16 protein-coding genes are annotated in these 15,028 nt (G+C 41.1%); 14 read left to right on the forward strand and 2 right to left on the reverse strand.

Going from position 1 to position 15,028, the window contains the following annotated elements; genetic code table 11:
• Positions 1–7: 7 nt before the first annotated feature.
• The 4 genes from IHV12_RS16275 (at position 8) to IHV12_RS16290 (ending at position 3,948) form a co-directional block, all read left to right on the forward strand.
• The gene (locus tag IHV12_RS16275) at positions 8–1,000 is read left to right on the forward strand and encodes a thiamine pyrophosphate-dependent dehydrogenase E1 component subunit alpha (RefSeq protein ID WP_197191507.1); all 993 of its coding nucleotides are present in this window, start codon (positions 8–10) and stop codon (positions 998–1,000) included.
• Between the two features lie 14 nt (positions 1,001–1,014).
• A complete protein-coding gene (locus tag IHV12_RS16280) occupies positions 1,015–1,998 on the forward strand; it encodes an alpha-ketoacid dehydrogenase subunit beta (RefSeq protein WP_197130948.1) in 984 nt (327 codons plus the stop codon).
• An 18-nt stretch (positions 1,999–2,016) separates the two neighbouring features.
• Positions 2,017–3,354 (forward strand): dihydrolipoamide acetyltransferase family protein, encoded by a 1,338-nt coding sequence (locus IHV12_RS16285; RefSeq protein ID WP_197191508.1) that lies wholly within the window; start codon positions 2,017–2,019, stop codon positions 3,352–3,354.
• A gap of 165 nt (positions 3,355–3,519) precedes the next feature.
• The gene (locus tag IHV12_RS16290; RefSeq protein WP_144699187.1) at positions 3,520–3,948 is read left to right on the forward strand and encodes a BrxA/BrxB family bacilliredoxin; all 429 of its coding nucleotides are present in this window, start codon (positions 3,520–3,522) and stop codon (positions 3,946–3,948) included.
• A gap of 249 nt (positions 3,949–4,197) precedes the next feature.
• Here IHV12_RS16290 and IHV12_RS16295 read toward each other — a convergent pair whose 3' ends face one another.
• Positions 4,198–4,623, reverse strand: a complete 426-nt coding sequence (locus tag IHV12_RS16295) for an NUDIX domain-containing protein (protein WP_197191509.1) — start codon at positions 4,621–4,623, stop codon at positions 4,198–4,200.
• Positions 4,624–4,754: 131 nt separating this feature from the next.
• On the opposite strand from IHV12_RS16295, the gene IHV12_RS16300 reads away from it, so the two are divergent.
• The 5 genes from IHV12_RS16300 to IHV12_RS16320 all read left to right on the forward strand — a co-directional run bounded on the left by IHV12_RS16300 (position 4,755) and on the right by IHV12_RS16320 (position 8,787).
• Entirely contained in the window at positions 4,755–5,540 is a 786-nt protein-coding gene (locus IHV12_RS16300; RefSeq protein WP_197130941.1) for a transporter substrate-binding domain-containing protein, read from the forward strand.
• An 18-nt stretch (positions 5,541–5,558) separates the two neighbouring features.
• The gene (locus IHV12_RS16305) at positions 5,559–6,218 is read left to right on the forward strand and encodes an amino acid ABC transporter permease (RefSeq protein WP_197130938.1); all 660 of its coding nucleotides are present in this window, start codon (positions 5,559–5,561) and stop codon (positions 6,216–6,218) included.
• Positions 6,211–6,924 carry an amino acid ABC transporter ATP-binding protein gene (locus IHV12_RS16310; protein WP_197130935.1) on the forward strand — a complete coding sequence of 238 codons (714 nt, stop codon included), beginning with the start codon at positions 6,211–6,213 and terminating at the stop codon, positions 6,922–6,924. The genes IHV12_RS16305 and IHV12_RS16310 overlap by 8 nt, the downstream gene beginning before the upstream one ends.
• Before the next feature lie 112 nt (positions 6,925–7,036).
• Complete coding sequence (locus tag IHV12_RS16315; protein WP_197191798.1) at positions 7,037–7,984, forward strand: aromatic acid exporter family protein; 948 nt, start codon at positions 7,037–7,039, stop codon at positions 7,982–7,984.
• Positions 7,985–8,295: 311 nt separating this feature from the next.
• Positions 8,296–8,787: a L,D-transpeptidase gene (locus IHV12_RS16320; protein ID WP_197191510.1), complete on the forward strand. Its 492-nt coding sequence runs from the start codon at positions 8,296–8,298 to the stop codon at positions 8,785–8,787.
• A gap of 43 nt (positions 8,788–8,830) precedes the next feature.
• Here IHV12_RS16320 and prli42 read toward each other — a convergent pair whose 3' ends face one another.
• Positions 8,831–8,923, reverse strand: a complete 93-nt coding sequence (gene prli42 / locus IHV12_RS23095; RefSeq protein ID WP_197130929.1) for a stressosome-associated protein Prli42 — start codon at positions 8,921–8,923, stop codon at positions 8,831–8,833.
• Between the two features lie 186 nt (positions 8,924–9,109).
• Between prli42 and IHV12_RS16330 the strand changes: the two genes are divergently transcribed.
• From IHV12_RS16330 to IHV12_RS16350, 5 genes are all read left to right on the forward strand, one after another.
• Positions 9,110–10,750: an acyl-CoA mutase large subunit family protein gene (locus tag IHV12_RS16330; protein ID WP_197191511.1), complete on the forward strand. Its 1,641-nt coding sequence runs from the start codon at positions 9,110–9,112 to the stop codon at positions 10,748–10,750.
• A 23-nt stretch (positions 10,751–10,773) separates the two neighbouring features.
• Positions 10,774–11,625 carry a methylmalonyl-CoA epimerase gene (gene mce / locus IHV12_RS16335; protein ID WP_197191512.1) on the forward strand — a complete coding sequence of 284 codons (852 nt, stop codon included), beginning with the start codon at positions 10,774–10,776 and terminating at the stop codon, positions 11,623–11,625.
• Entirely contained in the window at positions 11,625–13,172 is a 1,548-nt protein-coding gene (locus IHV12_RS16340) for an acyl-CoA carboxylase subunit beta (RefSeq protein WP_144699201.1), read from the forward strand. Before mce ends, IHV12_RS16340 begins: the two co-directional genes overlap by 1 nt.
• An 18-nt stretch (positions 13,173–13,190) precedes the next feature.
• Positions 13,191–14,321 carry a M20/M25/M40 family metallo-hydrolase gene (locus tag IHV12_RS16345; protein WP_197130906.1) on the forward strand — a complete coding sequence of 377 codons (1,131 nt, stop codon included), beginning with the start codon at positions 13,191–13,193 and terminating at the stop codon, positions 14,319–14,321.
• A 195-nt stretch (positions 14,322–14,516) separates the two neighbouring features.
• Positions 14,517–15,014: a MarR family transcriptional regulator gene (locus IHV12_RS16350; protein WP_197130903.1), complete on the forward strand. Its 498-nt coding sequence runs from the start codon at positions 14,517–14,519 to the stop codon at positions 15,012–15,014.
• The last annotated feature ends 14 nt before the right edge of the window (positions 15,015–15,028 follow it).

Consider the following 15,028-nt stretch of genomic DNA (forward strand, 5'->3'; position numbering starts at 1 on the left):
AAAACAAATGGCAGAATTACGTCATGAACAATTAGGCTTAACCAATGAAGATGTAATCCATATGTATAGAACGATGTTATTAGCAAGAAAAATTGATGAGCGTATGTGGCTATTAAACCGCGCTGGAAAAATTCCTTTCGTTATTTCGTGTCAGGGTCAAGAAGCAGCCCAAGTTGGTGCAGCGATGGCTTTAGATAATGAGAAAGATTTTGTGTTGCCGTACTACCGTGACATGGGTGTTGTTTTACAGTTTGGTATGACAGCGAAAGATCTTATGCTTTCTGGTTTTGCAAAAGCAGAAGACCCTAACAGCGGCGGTCGACAGATGCCAGGGCATTTTGGTTCTAAAAAGCTTCGTATCGTAACAGGTTCTTCGCCTGTAACAACTCAAGTTCCTCATGCTGTTGGAATCGCACTTGGTGGAAGAATGGAAGGCAAAGACCTAGTAACGTTCACAACGTTTGGTGAAGGATCTTCAAACCAGGGAGATTTCCATGAAGGAGCAAACTTTGCTTCTGTTCATAAACTTCCTGTTATCTTTATGTGTGAAAACAACAAATACGCGATTTCGGTTCCAATCTCAAAACAGCTCGCGTGTGTGAACGTTTCTGACCGTGCGATCGGTTACGGAATGCCAGGAGTAACAGTGGATGGGAATGACCCATTAGCTGTTTATGAAGCTGTTAAAGAAGCTGCTGATCGCGGTCGACGCGGTGAAGGCCCTACTTTAGTTGAGACAGTAGCGTATCGCTTAACGCCTCACTCATCAGATGATGATGATCGTGCGTACAGAACGCGTGAAGAGGTTGAAGAAGCGAAAGCAAAAGATCCGATTCATACATTTGCTGCTTACTTAAAAGAGAATGGTATCTTAACAGAAGAATTAGAAAAACAGATCACTGATGAGATTCAAAAAGAAGTGGATGAAGCTACAGATTATGCAGAGAACGCAAAATATGCTGATCCTGAAAGCGCACTTCTTCATGTATACGCAGAGTAAAGGGGGAAAACGAGATGCCGGTAATTTCATATATTGATGCTGTAACACAAGCCATTCGCGAAGAGATGCAACGCGATAAGCGAGTATTTGTAGTAGGTGAAGATGTTGGTGTACGCGGAGGAGTTTTCCGTGCAACGACTGGGTTGATTGAAGAGTTTGGTGAAGAGAGAGTGATCGATGCTCCTCTCGCAGAATCGGCTATTGCAGGAGTAGGGATCGGTGCTGCGATGTATGGCATGCGCCCGATCGCAGAGATGCAGTTCGCTGACTTTATCATGCCTGCTGTTAACCAGATTGTTTCTGAAGCGGCTAAGATCCGTTATCGTTCAAACAATGATTGGACGTGTCCGATCACGATTCGTGCTCCATATGGCGGTGGTGTCCATGGTGCACTTTATCACTCACAATCGGTTGAAGCACTATTCGCTAACGTACCAGGCTTAAAGATTGTTATGCCTTCTACGCCTTATGATGTAAAAGGTCTTTTGAAGTCTGCTATCCGTGATGAAGACCCTGTTCTTTTCTTTGAACATAAACGTGCTTACAGACTGATTAAAGGTGAAGTACCAACTGAAGAATATACATTGCCTATTGGAAAAGCTGATGTGAAGCGTGAAGGTGAAGATATTACCGTTATTACATACGGACTTTGTGTACACTTTGCTCTTCAAGCGGCTGAGAAGTTAGAAAAAGACGGAATTTCAGCTCATATTCTCGATCTTCGTACCGTTTATCCATTGGATAAAGAAGCGATCATCGAGGCAGCTTCCAAAACAGGTAAAGTACTTCTAGTAACAGAAGACAATAAAGAAGGAAGCATCATGAGTGAAGTTTCTGCGATCATTGCTGAAAATTGCTTGTTCGAACTAGATGCACCTGTTCAACGTTTAGCTGGACCAGATGTACCAGCGATGCCATATGCACCAACGATGGAAAAGCACTTTATGGTGAATCCTGACAAAGTAGAAAAAGCCATGAGAGATCTTGCGGCATTTTAACAATAGGAGGGGACTTTAATGGCTACAGAAAAAATTACAATGCCCCAATTAGGGGAAAGTGTAACAGAAGGTACGATCAGTAAATGGCTTGTTCAGCCGGGTGATACGGTAAAAAAATACGATCCACTAGCAGAAGTTATGACAGATAAAGTAAACGCAGAAGTTCCATCATCTTTTTCTGGAACGATAAAAGAGCTAGTTGCTGGCGAAGGAGACACTCTTTCTGTTGGCGAGTTGATCTGTTATATCGAAACAGAAGGAAAAGGCGAGGAAAGTGCACCTGCAACTTCATCTTCTAAAGAAGAGAAGACTGCAGAAACGGTTTCAACACCTACAGCTTCTTCGAGTACGAGTGCTAGTAAGCCTGCGGCAAACGTTGATCGAGCAGCGAGAGGACGTTTCTCACCTGCAGTGGTACGTATGGCATCTGAACATGGCATTGATTTAGACCAAGTAGAGGGATCAGGACAAAGCGGAAGGATCACTCGAAAAGATCTTCAGAGAATCATTGATTCCGGTGAGATTCCTACAAAAGGTAACAAGCCAGCTGCAGAAGATATTTCTGAAGCACCTGCTTCTGTCAGCACACAAAATACGGCTCAACAGCAACAATCAGCGCCAGCATTAAAGCCTGTCTCTATTGACACAATGCCTGGTGATATTGAGATTCCGGTATCTGGTATCCGTAAAGCGATCGCTCAAAACATGGTCCGCTCAAAGCACGAAGCACCTCACGCTTGGACGATGGTAGAAGTGGATGTAACCAACTTAGTAGAATATCGTAATTCTGTAAAAGGTGATTTTAAAACAAAAGAAGGATACAATCTTACGTTCTTGCCTTTCTTTATTAAGGCTGTTGTAGAATCACTAAAAGAATTCCCACAGATCAACTCCATGTGGGCAGGAGATAAGATCATTCAGAAAAAGGACATCAACATCTCCATTGCAGTTGCAACAGATGATGCATTGTATGTACCTGTCATCAAACATGCTGATGAAAAGTCTATCAAAGGAATCGCACGCGATGTTAAAGAACTAGCTGATAAAGTAAGAACGAATAAATTAGCTGGTGACGATATGAAAGGCGGAACGTTCACCGTAAATAACACAGGTTCTTTCGGGTCTGTGATGTCAACGCCGATCATCAACTATCCGCAAGCTGCTATCCTTTCAGTAGAATCGATCGTTAAGCGTCCAGTTGTTATGAACAATGGAATGATCGCTGTGCGTGATATGGTTAATCTTTGTCTTTCTCTTGATCATCGGGTCCTCGACGGTCTCGTTTGCGGACGCTTCTTAGCTTCGGTAAAAGCACGTTTAGAGGGTATGACAAAAGAAAACACATCCATTTATTAAAAAATGTATTTTTTAGGTTTATGAGGGTTTTATTGCGGGTAGAGATAACTATCAACACCTCCAAACCCCATAACCCCCTAAGAAAAGTGCCGTACATGTTACGGCATTTTTCTTTTTTATATGTCAGAAATTGAGTACAATAAGAAAGAAAGGAGCTGAATACGAATGAATTTTCAATTTAATCTTTTTAATGATGTAGTAGAGACGGCTCGTAAAGAAATGGTAGAGGCTGGCTATACGCAGCTATTTAAACCAGAAGATGTTGAAGAAGCTTTTAAAAAAGAAGGTACAACACTTGTTATGATTAATTCCGTTTGTGGCTGTGCTGGAGGAATCGCACGCCCTTCGGCTTCATATTCGGTAAAACAAGACGTTCGCCCAGACCATCTTGTTACGGTTTTTGCTGGACAAGATAAAGAAGCAACAGAGACAGCGCGTTCTTATTTTACAGGCTATCCGCCATCATCTCCCTCTTTTGCACTATTAAAAGATGGAGAGATCCAAATGATGGTAGAACGTCATGAGATTGAAGGTCACGAACCGATGGAAGTCGTAAACAAGCTGAGAAGTGCATTTGAAACATATTGTAAGTAGGGATTTAAGTGTGTATGAATGAGAGAAGCTGGCTCGAAATTGAGCCAGCTTTTTTTATTGTTCATAAAATGATAGAACATGGATTTATGAGCGATTCTAAGGATTTATGAGCGATTCTAAGGATTTGTGAGCGATTCTAGGGATTTGTGAGCGATTCTAGGGATTTGTGAGCGATTCCAGAGATTTATAATCGATTCCTAGTATTTATGATTGATCACTGAAATTGTTCTCAGACCCACAAGAACTCTCTTAATCCAACCCCAGCCTCTTTTTCACAGCCCACACATGAGACGAATGAAATAATAGCTCCTCAGCTTGATCAATATTCATCCACACTAACTCATGATCTTGATCTAATGGATCATTTGCATACTCTCCAAAGGAACCTGAATAAAAATACCCATCATTCAATAGATGTTCCCCTTGTCTCGTTCTAAAATATTGCTTTGCATGTCCCACAAATTGCGCCATTTGAAAAGTATAGCCTGTCTCCTCGATACATTCTCTTTTCAAACAGCCTATATGATCCTCTCCGGTTTCTATACCGCCACCTGGTAAGAATCCTTTGCCGTTCTGAACCATGACGGCTATATTCTTATTTTCATCCAGTACTATGGCATACACCGCCTCTCGTCTACGATAACTAACATCCTTCATCCTTTCGCCAAATTGCAAAATAACCAACCACCTTATCAGAATGCATATAAATACATTCAGAATTATTAAAATACTTAATTTTGCATATTTATGTGTTAATATTCACTTTAACGAATAAATATAAATGTTTTATACAGGGGGAACTACAAATGAAACGAAATCTTTTTAGCATTTATTTTATCATAGTACTCGCGTTGTTGGCGGGATGTGGTGCGGTTGAAGAAAAGAGTTCTACAAGTACGGGGAGCGATGCGTCAGAGAAGACGTTAGTGATGGCAACCTCTGCTGATTATCCTCCATATGAATACGTGGAAACAGCAAAAGGTGGAGAGATCGTAGGCTTTGATATCGATGTAGCGAATCATATCGCTAAAAAACTTGGTTATAAAGTTGAGATAAAGGACATGGACTTTAACGGGTTGATTCCTGCATTAGACAGCGGCAAAGCTGACTTTGTAATCGCCGGTATGACACCTAATGAAGAACGTAAAAAGACGGTAGATTTTTCAGATGAATATTATGCAGCTCAACAATTGATCGTTACAAAGGATAAAGCGATTAAAAGCGTAGAAGATCTTGAAGACAAAACGATTGGCGTTCAATTGGCTTCCATTCAAGAAAAAGAAGCAGATAAATTATTAAAGGACCATACATTCGAGGTTGTTCAGCGAAACAAAGTTACAGAATTGGTACAAGAGATGAAATCAAACCGTGTAGATGCTGCAATTATTGAAGATGCAGTAGCTTACGAATTTTTGAAGAAAAATAAAGACCTTTCCTCATTCGCATTGCCAAATACAGACGCTGCAGGATCGGCTATCGCTTTTCCTAAAGATAGTGAGCTAACAAAAGAGTTTAATGAAGAATTAAAGAAGATGAAAGAAGACGGTACATTGGACGAGCTTGTTGAAAAGTGGTTCGGTGTTAAAAAATAGAGAAAGAGAGTGGTAGGCATGAACTTGGATTTTGCCCAGCTCGTGCCTTCTATTCCGTATATTTTATACGGGATATGGGTTACGTTGCAGTTCGTGGCGGTATCGTTAGTACTTGGATTTATATGGGGAACCGTACTTTCCCTTTTCAAAATAGGTAAGATCACAGTCTTAAGATGGTTTGCAGATGCATATACTTCGGTCTTTAGAGGAACGCCATTAATTCTTCAGATGCTATTGATCTATTATGCTGTACCTCAGCTGACAGGAGTCGATATTGGCGCATTTTCAGCAGGGGTATTAACATTTGCTCTTAATTCTGCCGCATATATATCAGAAATTATTCGTGCAGGTATCAATGCCGTCGACAAAGGACAGAAAGAAGCTGCCATGGCTTTAGGTGTTCCATACCGCACGATGATGTTAAGAATCATATTGCCTCAAGCATTTAAGAACATATTGCCTGCCTTGATGAACGAATTTATTACGTTAACAAAAGAATCAGCGATCGTATCGGTTATCGGAGCGCTTGATATTATGAGACGAGCTCAAATCGTAGGGGCAAGCAACTATCGCTTTTTTGAACCCTTGTTATTAGCGGGTCTTGTCTATTATCTATTAGTAATGATGTTAACATTGGCTGGTCGAGTTATGGAGAGGAGGCTTGCTAAGAGTGATTGATGTTCAAGGTTTGAAAAAGAGTTTCGGAAAGAACGAAGTATTAAAAGGAATAACGACTTCAATAAAAAAGGGAGAAGTTATAGCTGTGATCGGGCCTTCAGGATCAGGTAAGTCTACGTTTCTTCGTTGTTTGAATCTTTTAGAAACACATGATGAAGGTACGATTAAGATAGAGGATAGAGACATTAACGAGATGGAACTTCATCTTCGTAAAAAGATAGGAATGGTGTTTCAGCATTTCAATCTTTTTCCTCATCTAACCGTTTTAGAGAATGTTACATTCGCACCGCAGCAAGTATTAAAGATTTCGAAAAGTGAAGCTGAGAGGGAGGCTTTAGATCTCCTTAAAACCGTTGGGTTGAGTGAAAAAGCGAACAGTTATCCTTCTAACCTTTCAGGCGGACAAAAACAGCGTGTGGCCATAGCGAGAGCACTTGCTATGAAACCTGAAGTTATGCTTTTTGATGAACCAACTTCAGCTCTAGATCCAGAGATGGTAAAAGAAGTGCTTCAAGTAATGAAGAACCTCGTCAAGCTTGGCATGACGATGGTTATCGTGACACATGAGATGGGCTTTGCAAAAGAAGTTGCCGATCGTGTTCTGTTCATGGATGATGGGAAATTAGTAGAAGATCAAGTGCCAGCTATTTTCTTTGATAATCCGAAAACAGAACGAGCTAAAGCTTTCTTAGAAAAAGTGCTATAATGCTTAAAAAAGGACTTCTTAGCTGAAGTCCTTTTTCGTTTTTTGAATTTCATTGAAGTATGGAATAATGGTACAAGATGCAGAACGAGATGAGAAAGAAGGCATTCATTTTATGAAATTTACAATTGGCTATCGAACATTAAAGACTGCAATCGGAGCAGGCCTTGCTATCGCCTTGGCAGAGTGGCTAGGATTAGATTTTTATACGTCAGCCGGAATATTGACGATTCTTTGTATAAAGATAACAAAAAAGAAGTCGATCATCTCTTCATGGGAAAGATTTGCCGCTTGTATACTCGGAATAGGATTTGCGAGTGCGATCTTCTCACTGATCGGCTATCATCCTTACGCACTAACCGTTCTTTTGATCCTATTCATTCCAACACTCGTATCCCTAAACCTGAAGGAAGGCATCATCACATCGTCAGTTATCATCCTTCATTTATACACTCTTCAAAAAATCACATGGGAAATCGTGCTCAACGAATTTAGTATCATCGTAATCGGTATAGGAATGGGATTAATCATGAATCTCTACATGCCTTCGGTGGAAAAAATACTGTTAAACATGCAGAAGGAACTCGAAAAAAGATACAAAGTCATTTTTCATGAATTTCATCTATATTTAGCACATGATAAACACGAGTGGGACGGAAAAGAGATTACAGAATGTGCAGATCTTATCTCTAACGCAAAAAGCATTGCCTTTCGTGACATTGAAAATCATTTTCTACGGTACGAAAACCAGTATTATCACTACTTTAAGATGAGAGAAAAACAGTTTGAGATCATTCAGCGAATGCTACCGATCCTTTCTTCCATCGATAAAACATATGTTCAGTGTGAAAAACTGGGCAGCTTCTTCGAACGCCTAAGCGCCGCAGTTCACCCAGGAAATACAGCGGTTTTATTTTTAGATGATCTAGAAAACATGAGACAAGAATTTCGAGAGATGCATCTGCCAAAAGACAGAGACGAATTCGAAACACGCTCAAAGCTCTATCAGTTACTTCAAGACATCGAGGATTACTTGATCATCAAAAGTAAATTTAAGAAGTAGAAATTATTTTTTATTTTTCATATTTTTTACAGATTGGCATGACTTTTAAAAAAGGTTGTTTCATTTTATTACTTGTCTTCATTGAATAAGTTGGTTGGAGTGTAAGGTGCGAGACTCCTGCGGGACAAGCGGTCAGGTGAGACCCTTAATGGCGCAAAGCGGCAAGGTGCTCACCGCCTGCCCCGCGGAAAGCGAGCGCCTGGAACGGAGATCGACTACCCTCATCTGGCTAAAAGAAAAAAAACAAAAAAGCAGCTCATGACTTCCCCTGCATTTACAAATACTAAGTAAAAAATGACAGGGTGATAAAGATGGGAAAACTCAAGTTAGCTTTTATCTTGTTATTTTCACCAATATGGCCGATCGGAGACGCACATGCCTTAGGAGACCCTTATTTAATCATTAACAAAACATCCAACAGACTTGCATACGTTGAAGATGGGACCATTAAAGAAATCTACAAAGTAGCAACAGGAAAGTCGAAAGAACTAACACCAGAAGGCGAGTTTACAATCACCGTAAAAGCTGTGGATCCTTATTATCGAAAAAAAGATATTCCAGGTGGTGACAAAACGAATCCGCTCGGCACACGTTGGATCGGTTTTGACGCAAACGGAACGGACGGTCGTACCTTTGGAATTCATGGAAATAATAATCCATCGGCCATCGGAAGATATGTTACGGCAGGATGTATTCGTATGTATGAAAAAGATGTTCAGAAGCTTTACAGCAAACTAAAGATAGGCACAAAGATAAAAGTGATCCACTCACAAAAAAGCTTTGATGAGATTATAAAACAATAATAATGTAAAACCCCCAGTTCAAGAGAACTGGGGGTTAACGTTTTTATAAGAAAAAAGCGACTCCTGTTAAAAGACTGCTTAGAACGAGACAAATAATCATTACATAGACAATCGTTTTTATTAATTTTTGATTCAAAGCCTTTACCCTCCTATAAACATTTCCATCTTAATTGTATCTTGTTTGGAGGGCAGAAACAAGAAATCCTAAAATACCAATTTGCAAATTTAGTCGAAAATTTGCGCTATCAAGCAGGAAAAAGCGCTTACAAAACGAAAGATGTTATGTTGAGACTATTTTTCTTTGTTAAACAGGAGGCTTCTAATGGACAAACAACAGCGTATAAAAGAGTGGCAAGAAAAGACCGAACAATCAATGAATAGATTTCCCGAACGAAAAGAGAGGTTTCATACTTCATCTGATATAGAGGTTGAAAGGCTGTATGGTACAGAGGAAGAGCATTATCCGATGGAATCACTAGGGCTTCCAGGAGAGTATCCATACACGCGTGGTTCTCAATCTACGATGTATCGTGCAAGGTTCTGGACGATGAGACAATACGCAGGGTTTGGTTCTGCTGAAGAAACGAATAAACGTTTTCGCTATCTACTTGATCAAGGGCAAACCGGGCTTTCTGTAGCATTCGACCTTCCTACACAGATCGGGTATGACTCTGATCACTCAATGTCCCGAGGGGAAGTAGGAAAAGTGGGGGTAGCGATAGACTCCATCGAAGACATGGAAGCACTTTTAAAAGACATTCCGCTCGATAAGGTAAGTACTTCGATGACGATCAACGCACCGGCCTCTGTCCTGCTCGCTATGTATATCGCTGTTGCTGAGAAGCAGGGAGTAGGTCCAGAAAAGCTCTCAGGAACGATACAGAATGATATTTTAAAAGAATACATCGCTCGTGGTACATATATTTTCCCTCCAAAGCCTTCAATGCGATTGATTACAGATATCTTCGGCTATTGTCAGGAATTTGTGCCAAAGTGGAATACGATCAGCATCTCTGGTTATCACATTCGAGAAGCTGGGGCGAATGCCGCACAAGAACTTGCTTTTACGATTGCAAATGGGCTCGCATATGTGGATGCTGCGATAGAATCCGGGTTGAAGATTGATGATTTTGCTCCGCGGTTAGCTTTTTTCTTCAACGCTCATAACCAGTTCTTTGAGGAAGTTGCGAAGTTCAGAGCAGCTCGTAGAATGTGGGCTAAGCTAATGAGAGAACATTATGGCGCTAAGAATCCGAAGTCATGGCAGCTTCGTTTTCATACCCAAACAGGTGGCTCGACCCTAACTGCGCAGCAACCGGATAACAATATCGTACGTGTTACAACGCAAGCACTATCAGCCGTCCTAGGAGGAACGCAGAGCCTTCATACGAACTCAAGAGATGAAGCACTTGCTCTTCCTACAGAAGACTCGGCTCGAATCGCCCTTCGTACTCAGCAGATCTTAGCTCATGAGACAGGTGTGGCAGATACGGTTGATCCACTTGCGGGTTCTTATTACGTCGAACATTTAACAGATGAGCTGGAACGAAAAGCAAACGAATATATTGAAAAGATCAATCAGATGGGTGGCGCGGTTGCAGCGGTTGAACAAGGATACATGCAGCGAGAGATCCACCATACGTCCTATGAAACACAAAAAAAGATCGAGAATGGCCAAGAAATCATCGTCGGCATGAATAAATTTAGTATTGAAAATGAACCTCAGCCAGAACTATTAAGAGTTGATCCAACTTTAGGAGAGAAACAGAAAGAAAAGCTGCAAACACTGAAAGCAAAGAGAGATCAAAACCGAGTGAGCGCTCAGTTGGATTCGTTACGTGCTGCAGCTAAAAGTGATGATAACTTAATGCCGATCATCGTTGAGTGCGTGAAATCATATTGTACGATCGGAGAAATATGCGGTGTGCTTCGAGAAGAATTTGGAGAGTACACAGGCGTCTAAAAATAGAGAGGAGTGGAGAAACGATGAAGAAAACAATTCGTGTTTTAATTGCAAAACCAGGACTCGACGGACATGACCGAGGAGCTCTTGTTGTTTCTCAAGCACTAAGAGATTATGGAATGGAAGTCATTTATACGGGGTTAAGACAAACACCAGAACAAATAGCTGCTGCCGCTGTCCAAGAAGACGTGGATGCGATCGGTTTATCTTGTTTGTCAGGCGCACATAACGAACTTTTTCCAGAAGTGATGAGACTTCTTCATGAAAAAGGAGCAGATGATATTATCGTTGTCGGTGGTGGGGTAATTCCATGGGAAGACATTCCCTTCTTAGAGTCCAAAGGCATACAAAAAGTTTTCACGCCAGGAACTCCGACGATCGAAACAGCCAAATTTATCGAACAAGCGGTATATGAACGTGATGGGATTACAGAAGAGGTGTTTTCAGGAGTAGCGCCAGAACGGATTGATCATATTGGAATCGCTGTAAAATCTTTAGATGAAGCGCTCCCGTTTTATGTGAATGTTCTAGGATTAACACTTGAAGCGATCGAGGAAGTTCCTTCACAAAAAGTGAAAGTAGCTTTTATAAAGATCGGAGAGACGAGGTTAGAACTGCTTGAAGCCTTAACTTTAGACAGCCCTATCGCTCAGTTTATTGAAAAGCGGGGGCAAGGTGTACATCACGTTGCTCTTGGCGTTACAAACATACAAGACCGCATTGATGAGATGAAATCAAACGGGATTAAGATGATTCATGACGCTGCTGTTCCTGGCGCAGGTGGGGCGTCAGTTGCCTTCATGCATCCTTCTTCTACACATAAGGTTTTGTTTGAGCTTTGTGAGAAGACGAAAAGTAAGGAGGAAGCAAAATAATGGACATCTATGACAAGATTAATGAGCTTTATGAAAAGAAAACAGAGATTGAATTAGGCGGCGGTGATGACCGTATCGATAAGCAGCATGAACGCGGAAAGTTAACGGCACGGGAACGCATCGATCTTTTACTAGATGAAGGTACGTTTGTTGAATTGAATCCTTTCATGGAGCACCGCTCACATGACTTTGGTCTATCCGGGATGAAGGCACCAGGAGAAGGTGTAGTGACGGGATACGGAAAGATTCATGGCCGTCCTATTTATCTGTTCGCTCAAGATTTTACGGTATTTGGCGGCGCTCTTGGAGAGATGCACGCGAAAAAGATTGCTGCAGTTATGGATCTTGCGGCAAAGAACGGAACTCCTTTTATCGGGTTGAACGATTCAGGAGGTGCGCGTATACAAGAAGGTGTCATGTCGCTTGATGGCTATGGCCATATCTTTTATCGAAACAGCATCTATTCAGGCGTGATTCCACAAATATCCGTTATTATGGGACCTTGTGCAGGAGGAGCGGTGTATTCCCCAGCGATCACTGATTTTGTGTTTATGGTGGAAAAGACCAGTCAGATGTTTATCACAGGACCAAAAGTGATCGAGACTGTTACCGGTGAAAAGATTTCCTCTGAAGATTTAGGCGGCGCTGAAGTTCATGGGTCGAAGAGTGGGAACGCACATTTTACAGCACCATCTGAATCAGAAGTGTTAGAAGATGTTAGACGTTTAATCTCTTACCTTCCGCAGAATAATAAAGAGAGAACGCCAGTCTTACCTTGGGGGGATGAAGAGGACGATCGCCCTGAACTAACAGAGATCATCCCATTTGATTCAACCAGGCCCTATGATGTAAGAACGGTTATCCAAGAAGTGGTGGATAAGGACTCATTCATGGAAGTTCATGCTCAATTTGCAAGAAATATAGTTGTAGGTTTTGCCAGGATTAAGGGTGAAGTGATAGGATTAGTATGTAATCAGCCAAAAGTCATGGCTGGAGGACTAGACATTGATTCTTCAGATAAAGCATCGCGTTTTATCCGTTTATGTGACTCTTTCAATATTCCAATCATCACGTTTGAGGATGTAACAGGATTCTTTCCAGGGGTAAAACAAGAGCATGGCGGCATTATCCGTCATGGAGCAAAGATTCTTTATGCGTACTCAGAAGCAACTGTTCCAAAGATAACAATCATTCTTCGAAAAGCATATGGCGGTGCATATGTAGCTTTAAACAGTAAATCTATCGGAGCAGATCTAGTATTTGCATGGCCGAATGCTGAGATCGCTGTTATGGGGCCACAAGGAGCTGCGAATATCATCTTCGCAAAAGAGATCGAACGAAGCGAAGATCCTGAAGCGACGAGGGCCGCGAAGATCGAAGAGTATCGTACGAAGTTCGCTAACCCTTATATCGCTGCAGCAAACGGGATGGTAGATGATGTTATTGATCCGAGAGATACGAGAATCAAGTGTATTCAGGCGCTTGACATGCTGCGCAACAAGAGTGAAGACAGACCTTACAAAAAGCATGGAAACATACCACTATAAAAAGCGAGGGATACATAAATGGTAAATGCAGACCGTTTGTTAAACGAATTTTTAGAGCTTGTTCAAATTGACTCTGAGACTAGACACGAGAAAGAGATATCAATCGTTCTTAAAAAGAAATTTGAAGAGCTTGGTGTTGAAGTCTATGAAGATGATGCTGAATCAACGACAGAGCACGCAGCAGGAAATTTAATCTGTACGTTAAAAGGAAATAAAGAAGGCGTTGACACGATCTATTTCACTTCTCATATGGATACAGTTACTCCTGGTAACGGGATCAAACCTTCAATAAAAGATGGATATGTAGTAACAGATGGAACTACGATTCTTGGAGCGGATGACAAAGCAGGTCTTGCTGCGATGTTTGAAGCGATTAAAGTGCTAAAAGAAGAGAATATCTCTCACGGTGATATTCAATTTATCATTACGGTAGGAGAGGAATCTGGCTTGGTTGGTGCAAAGGCAATGGATGCGTCAAAAATCACAGCTAAATACGGTTTTGCCCTAGACAGTGATGGTCCAGTTGGAGATATTATTGTAGCTGCTCCTACACAGGCTAAAGTTCGAGCGAAGATCTATGGAAAATCGGCACATGCAGGTGTTGCTCCTGAAAAAGGCGTTTCAGCTATCACGATTGCAGCTAAAGCGATCGCTCGCATGCCACTTGGCAGAATTGATGAAGAAACGACAGCAAACATCGGCCATTTTCATGGTGGAGGTACAGGAGAGCAAACGAATATCGTTTGTGACACTGTTTTCGTACTAGCTGAAGCTCGTTCATTAATCAACGAGAAAATGGAAGTTCAAACAGCAAAAATGAAAGAAGCGTATGAATCAGCTGCTGCAGAATTAGGCGGACGTGCAGAAGTTGAAATCGAAGTAATGTATCCTGGATTCAAATTTGGTGAAGGTGATCATGTTGTAGAAGTTGCTAAAAAAGCAGCTGAGAAGATCGGACGCCCTCATAGACTTCTTCACAGTGGTGGTGGAAGTGATGCGAACATTATCGCGGGTCACGGTATTCCAACCGTAAATCTAGCTGTAGGGTATGAAGAGATCCACACAACGAATGAAAGAATGCCGATTGAGGAATTGACGAAGACGGCAGAAATGGTACTTGCAGTCATCGGAATAACAGCAGGCGAATAAGAAAAATGACGAAACTTGGCGGATTTTCGCCAAGTTTTTATTGTTTAATAGGCCTTGTTGCCTGTTTTTGTTGCTCTTTAGAACAAAATGTCGCAAAAAGTTGACAGTCACTTTATGATTTATGTAAGATATTTTTATCATGTAAATGAAAATATTGGTAATTTAAAAGAATCTTATTTCGGGGGAGGAAATGGGATGAGTCAACTATCTGACATGCATATGATGGTAAATTATATGCGTGGCGTGTATAAAGTTTTAGAAGAAGATTGGCAGAAAGCTGCAAAAGCCATTGGGTTAACTCAAGCGGAACAACATATTTTATGGATCGTTTCACTAGAACAAGACATTACGATCTCTAAGATCGCTTATTACGGATTGTGGGATGTATCTACAGTGATGCAAGTGATCAAACGACTAAAAGATAAAGGCTATGTGAGACTAGAGAAAAAGAATGATGACCGCCGAATATCTTATGTTTATTTAACAGATGAAGGATTGGTAAAACATAAAGAGTCCACGAGCTTTAACTGCCAAATCTATGGCTTTCTTCAAAAATGGATGGAAGATGAAAGTAAAAAGGACTTCTATCGAGATCTGGTTCAATTACATAAAGATTTAAACAAACATTTTCATGGTGAAGAATTTGTTGAATGGGTAGAGGATACTGGAAAACGGCTTCACAAGACAAGGTAGATACCTTGTCTTTT

Source organism: Fictibacillus sp. 7GRE50, from assembly GCF_015903875.1.
In the GTDB taxonomy this organism is placed as follows: domain Bacteria; phylum Bacillota; class Bacilli; order Bacillales; family Fictibacillaceae; genus Fictibacillus; species Fictibacillus phosphorivorans.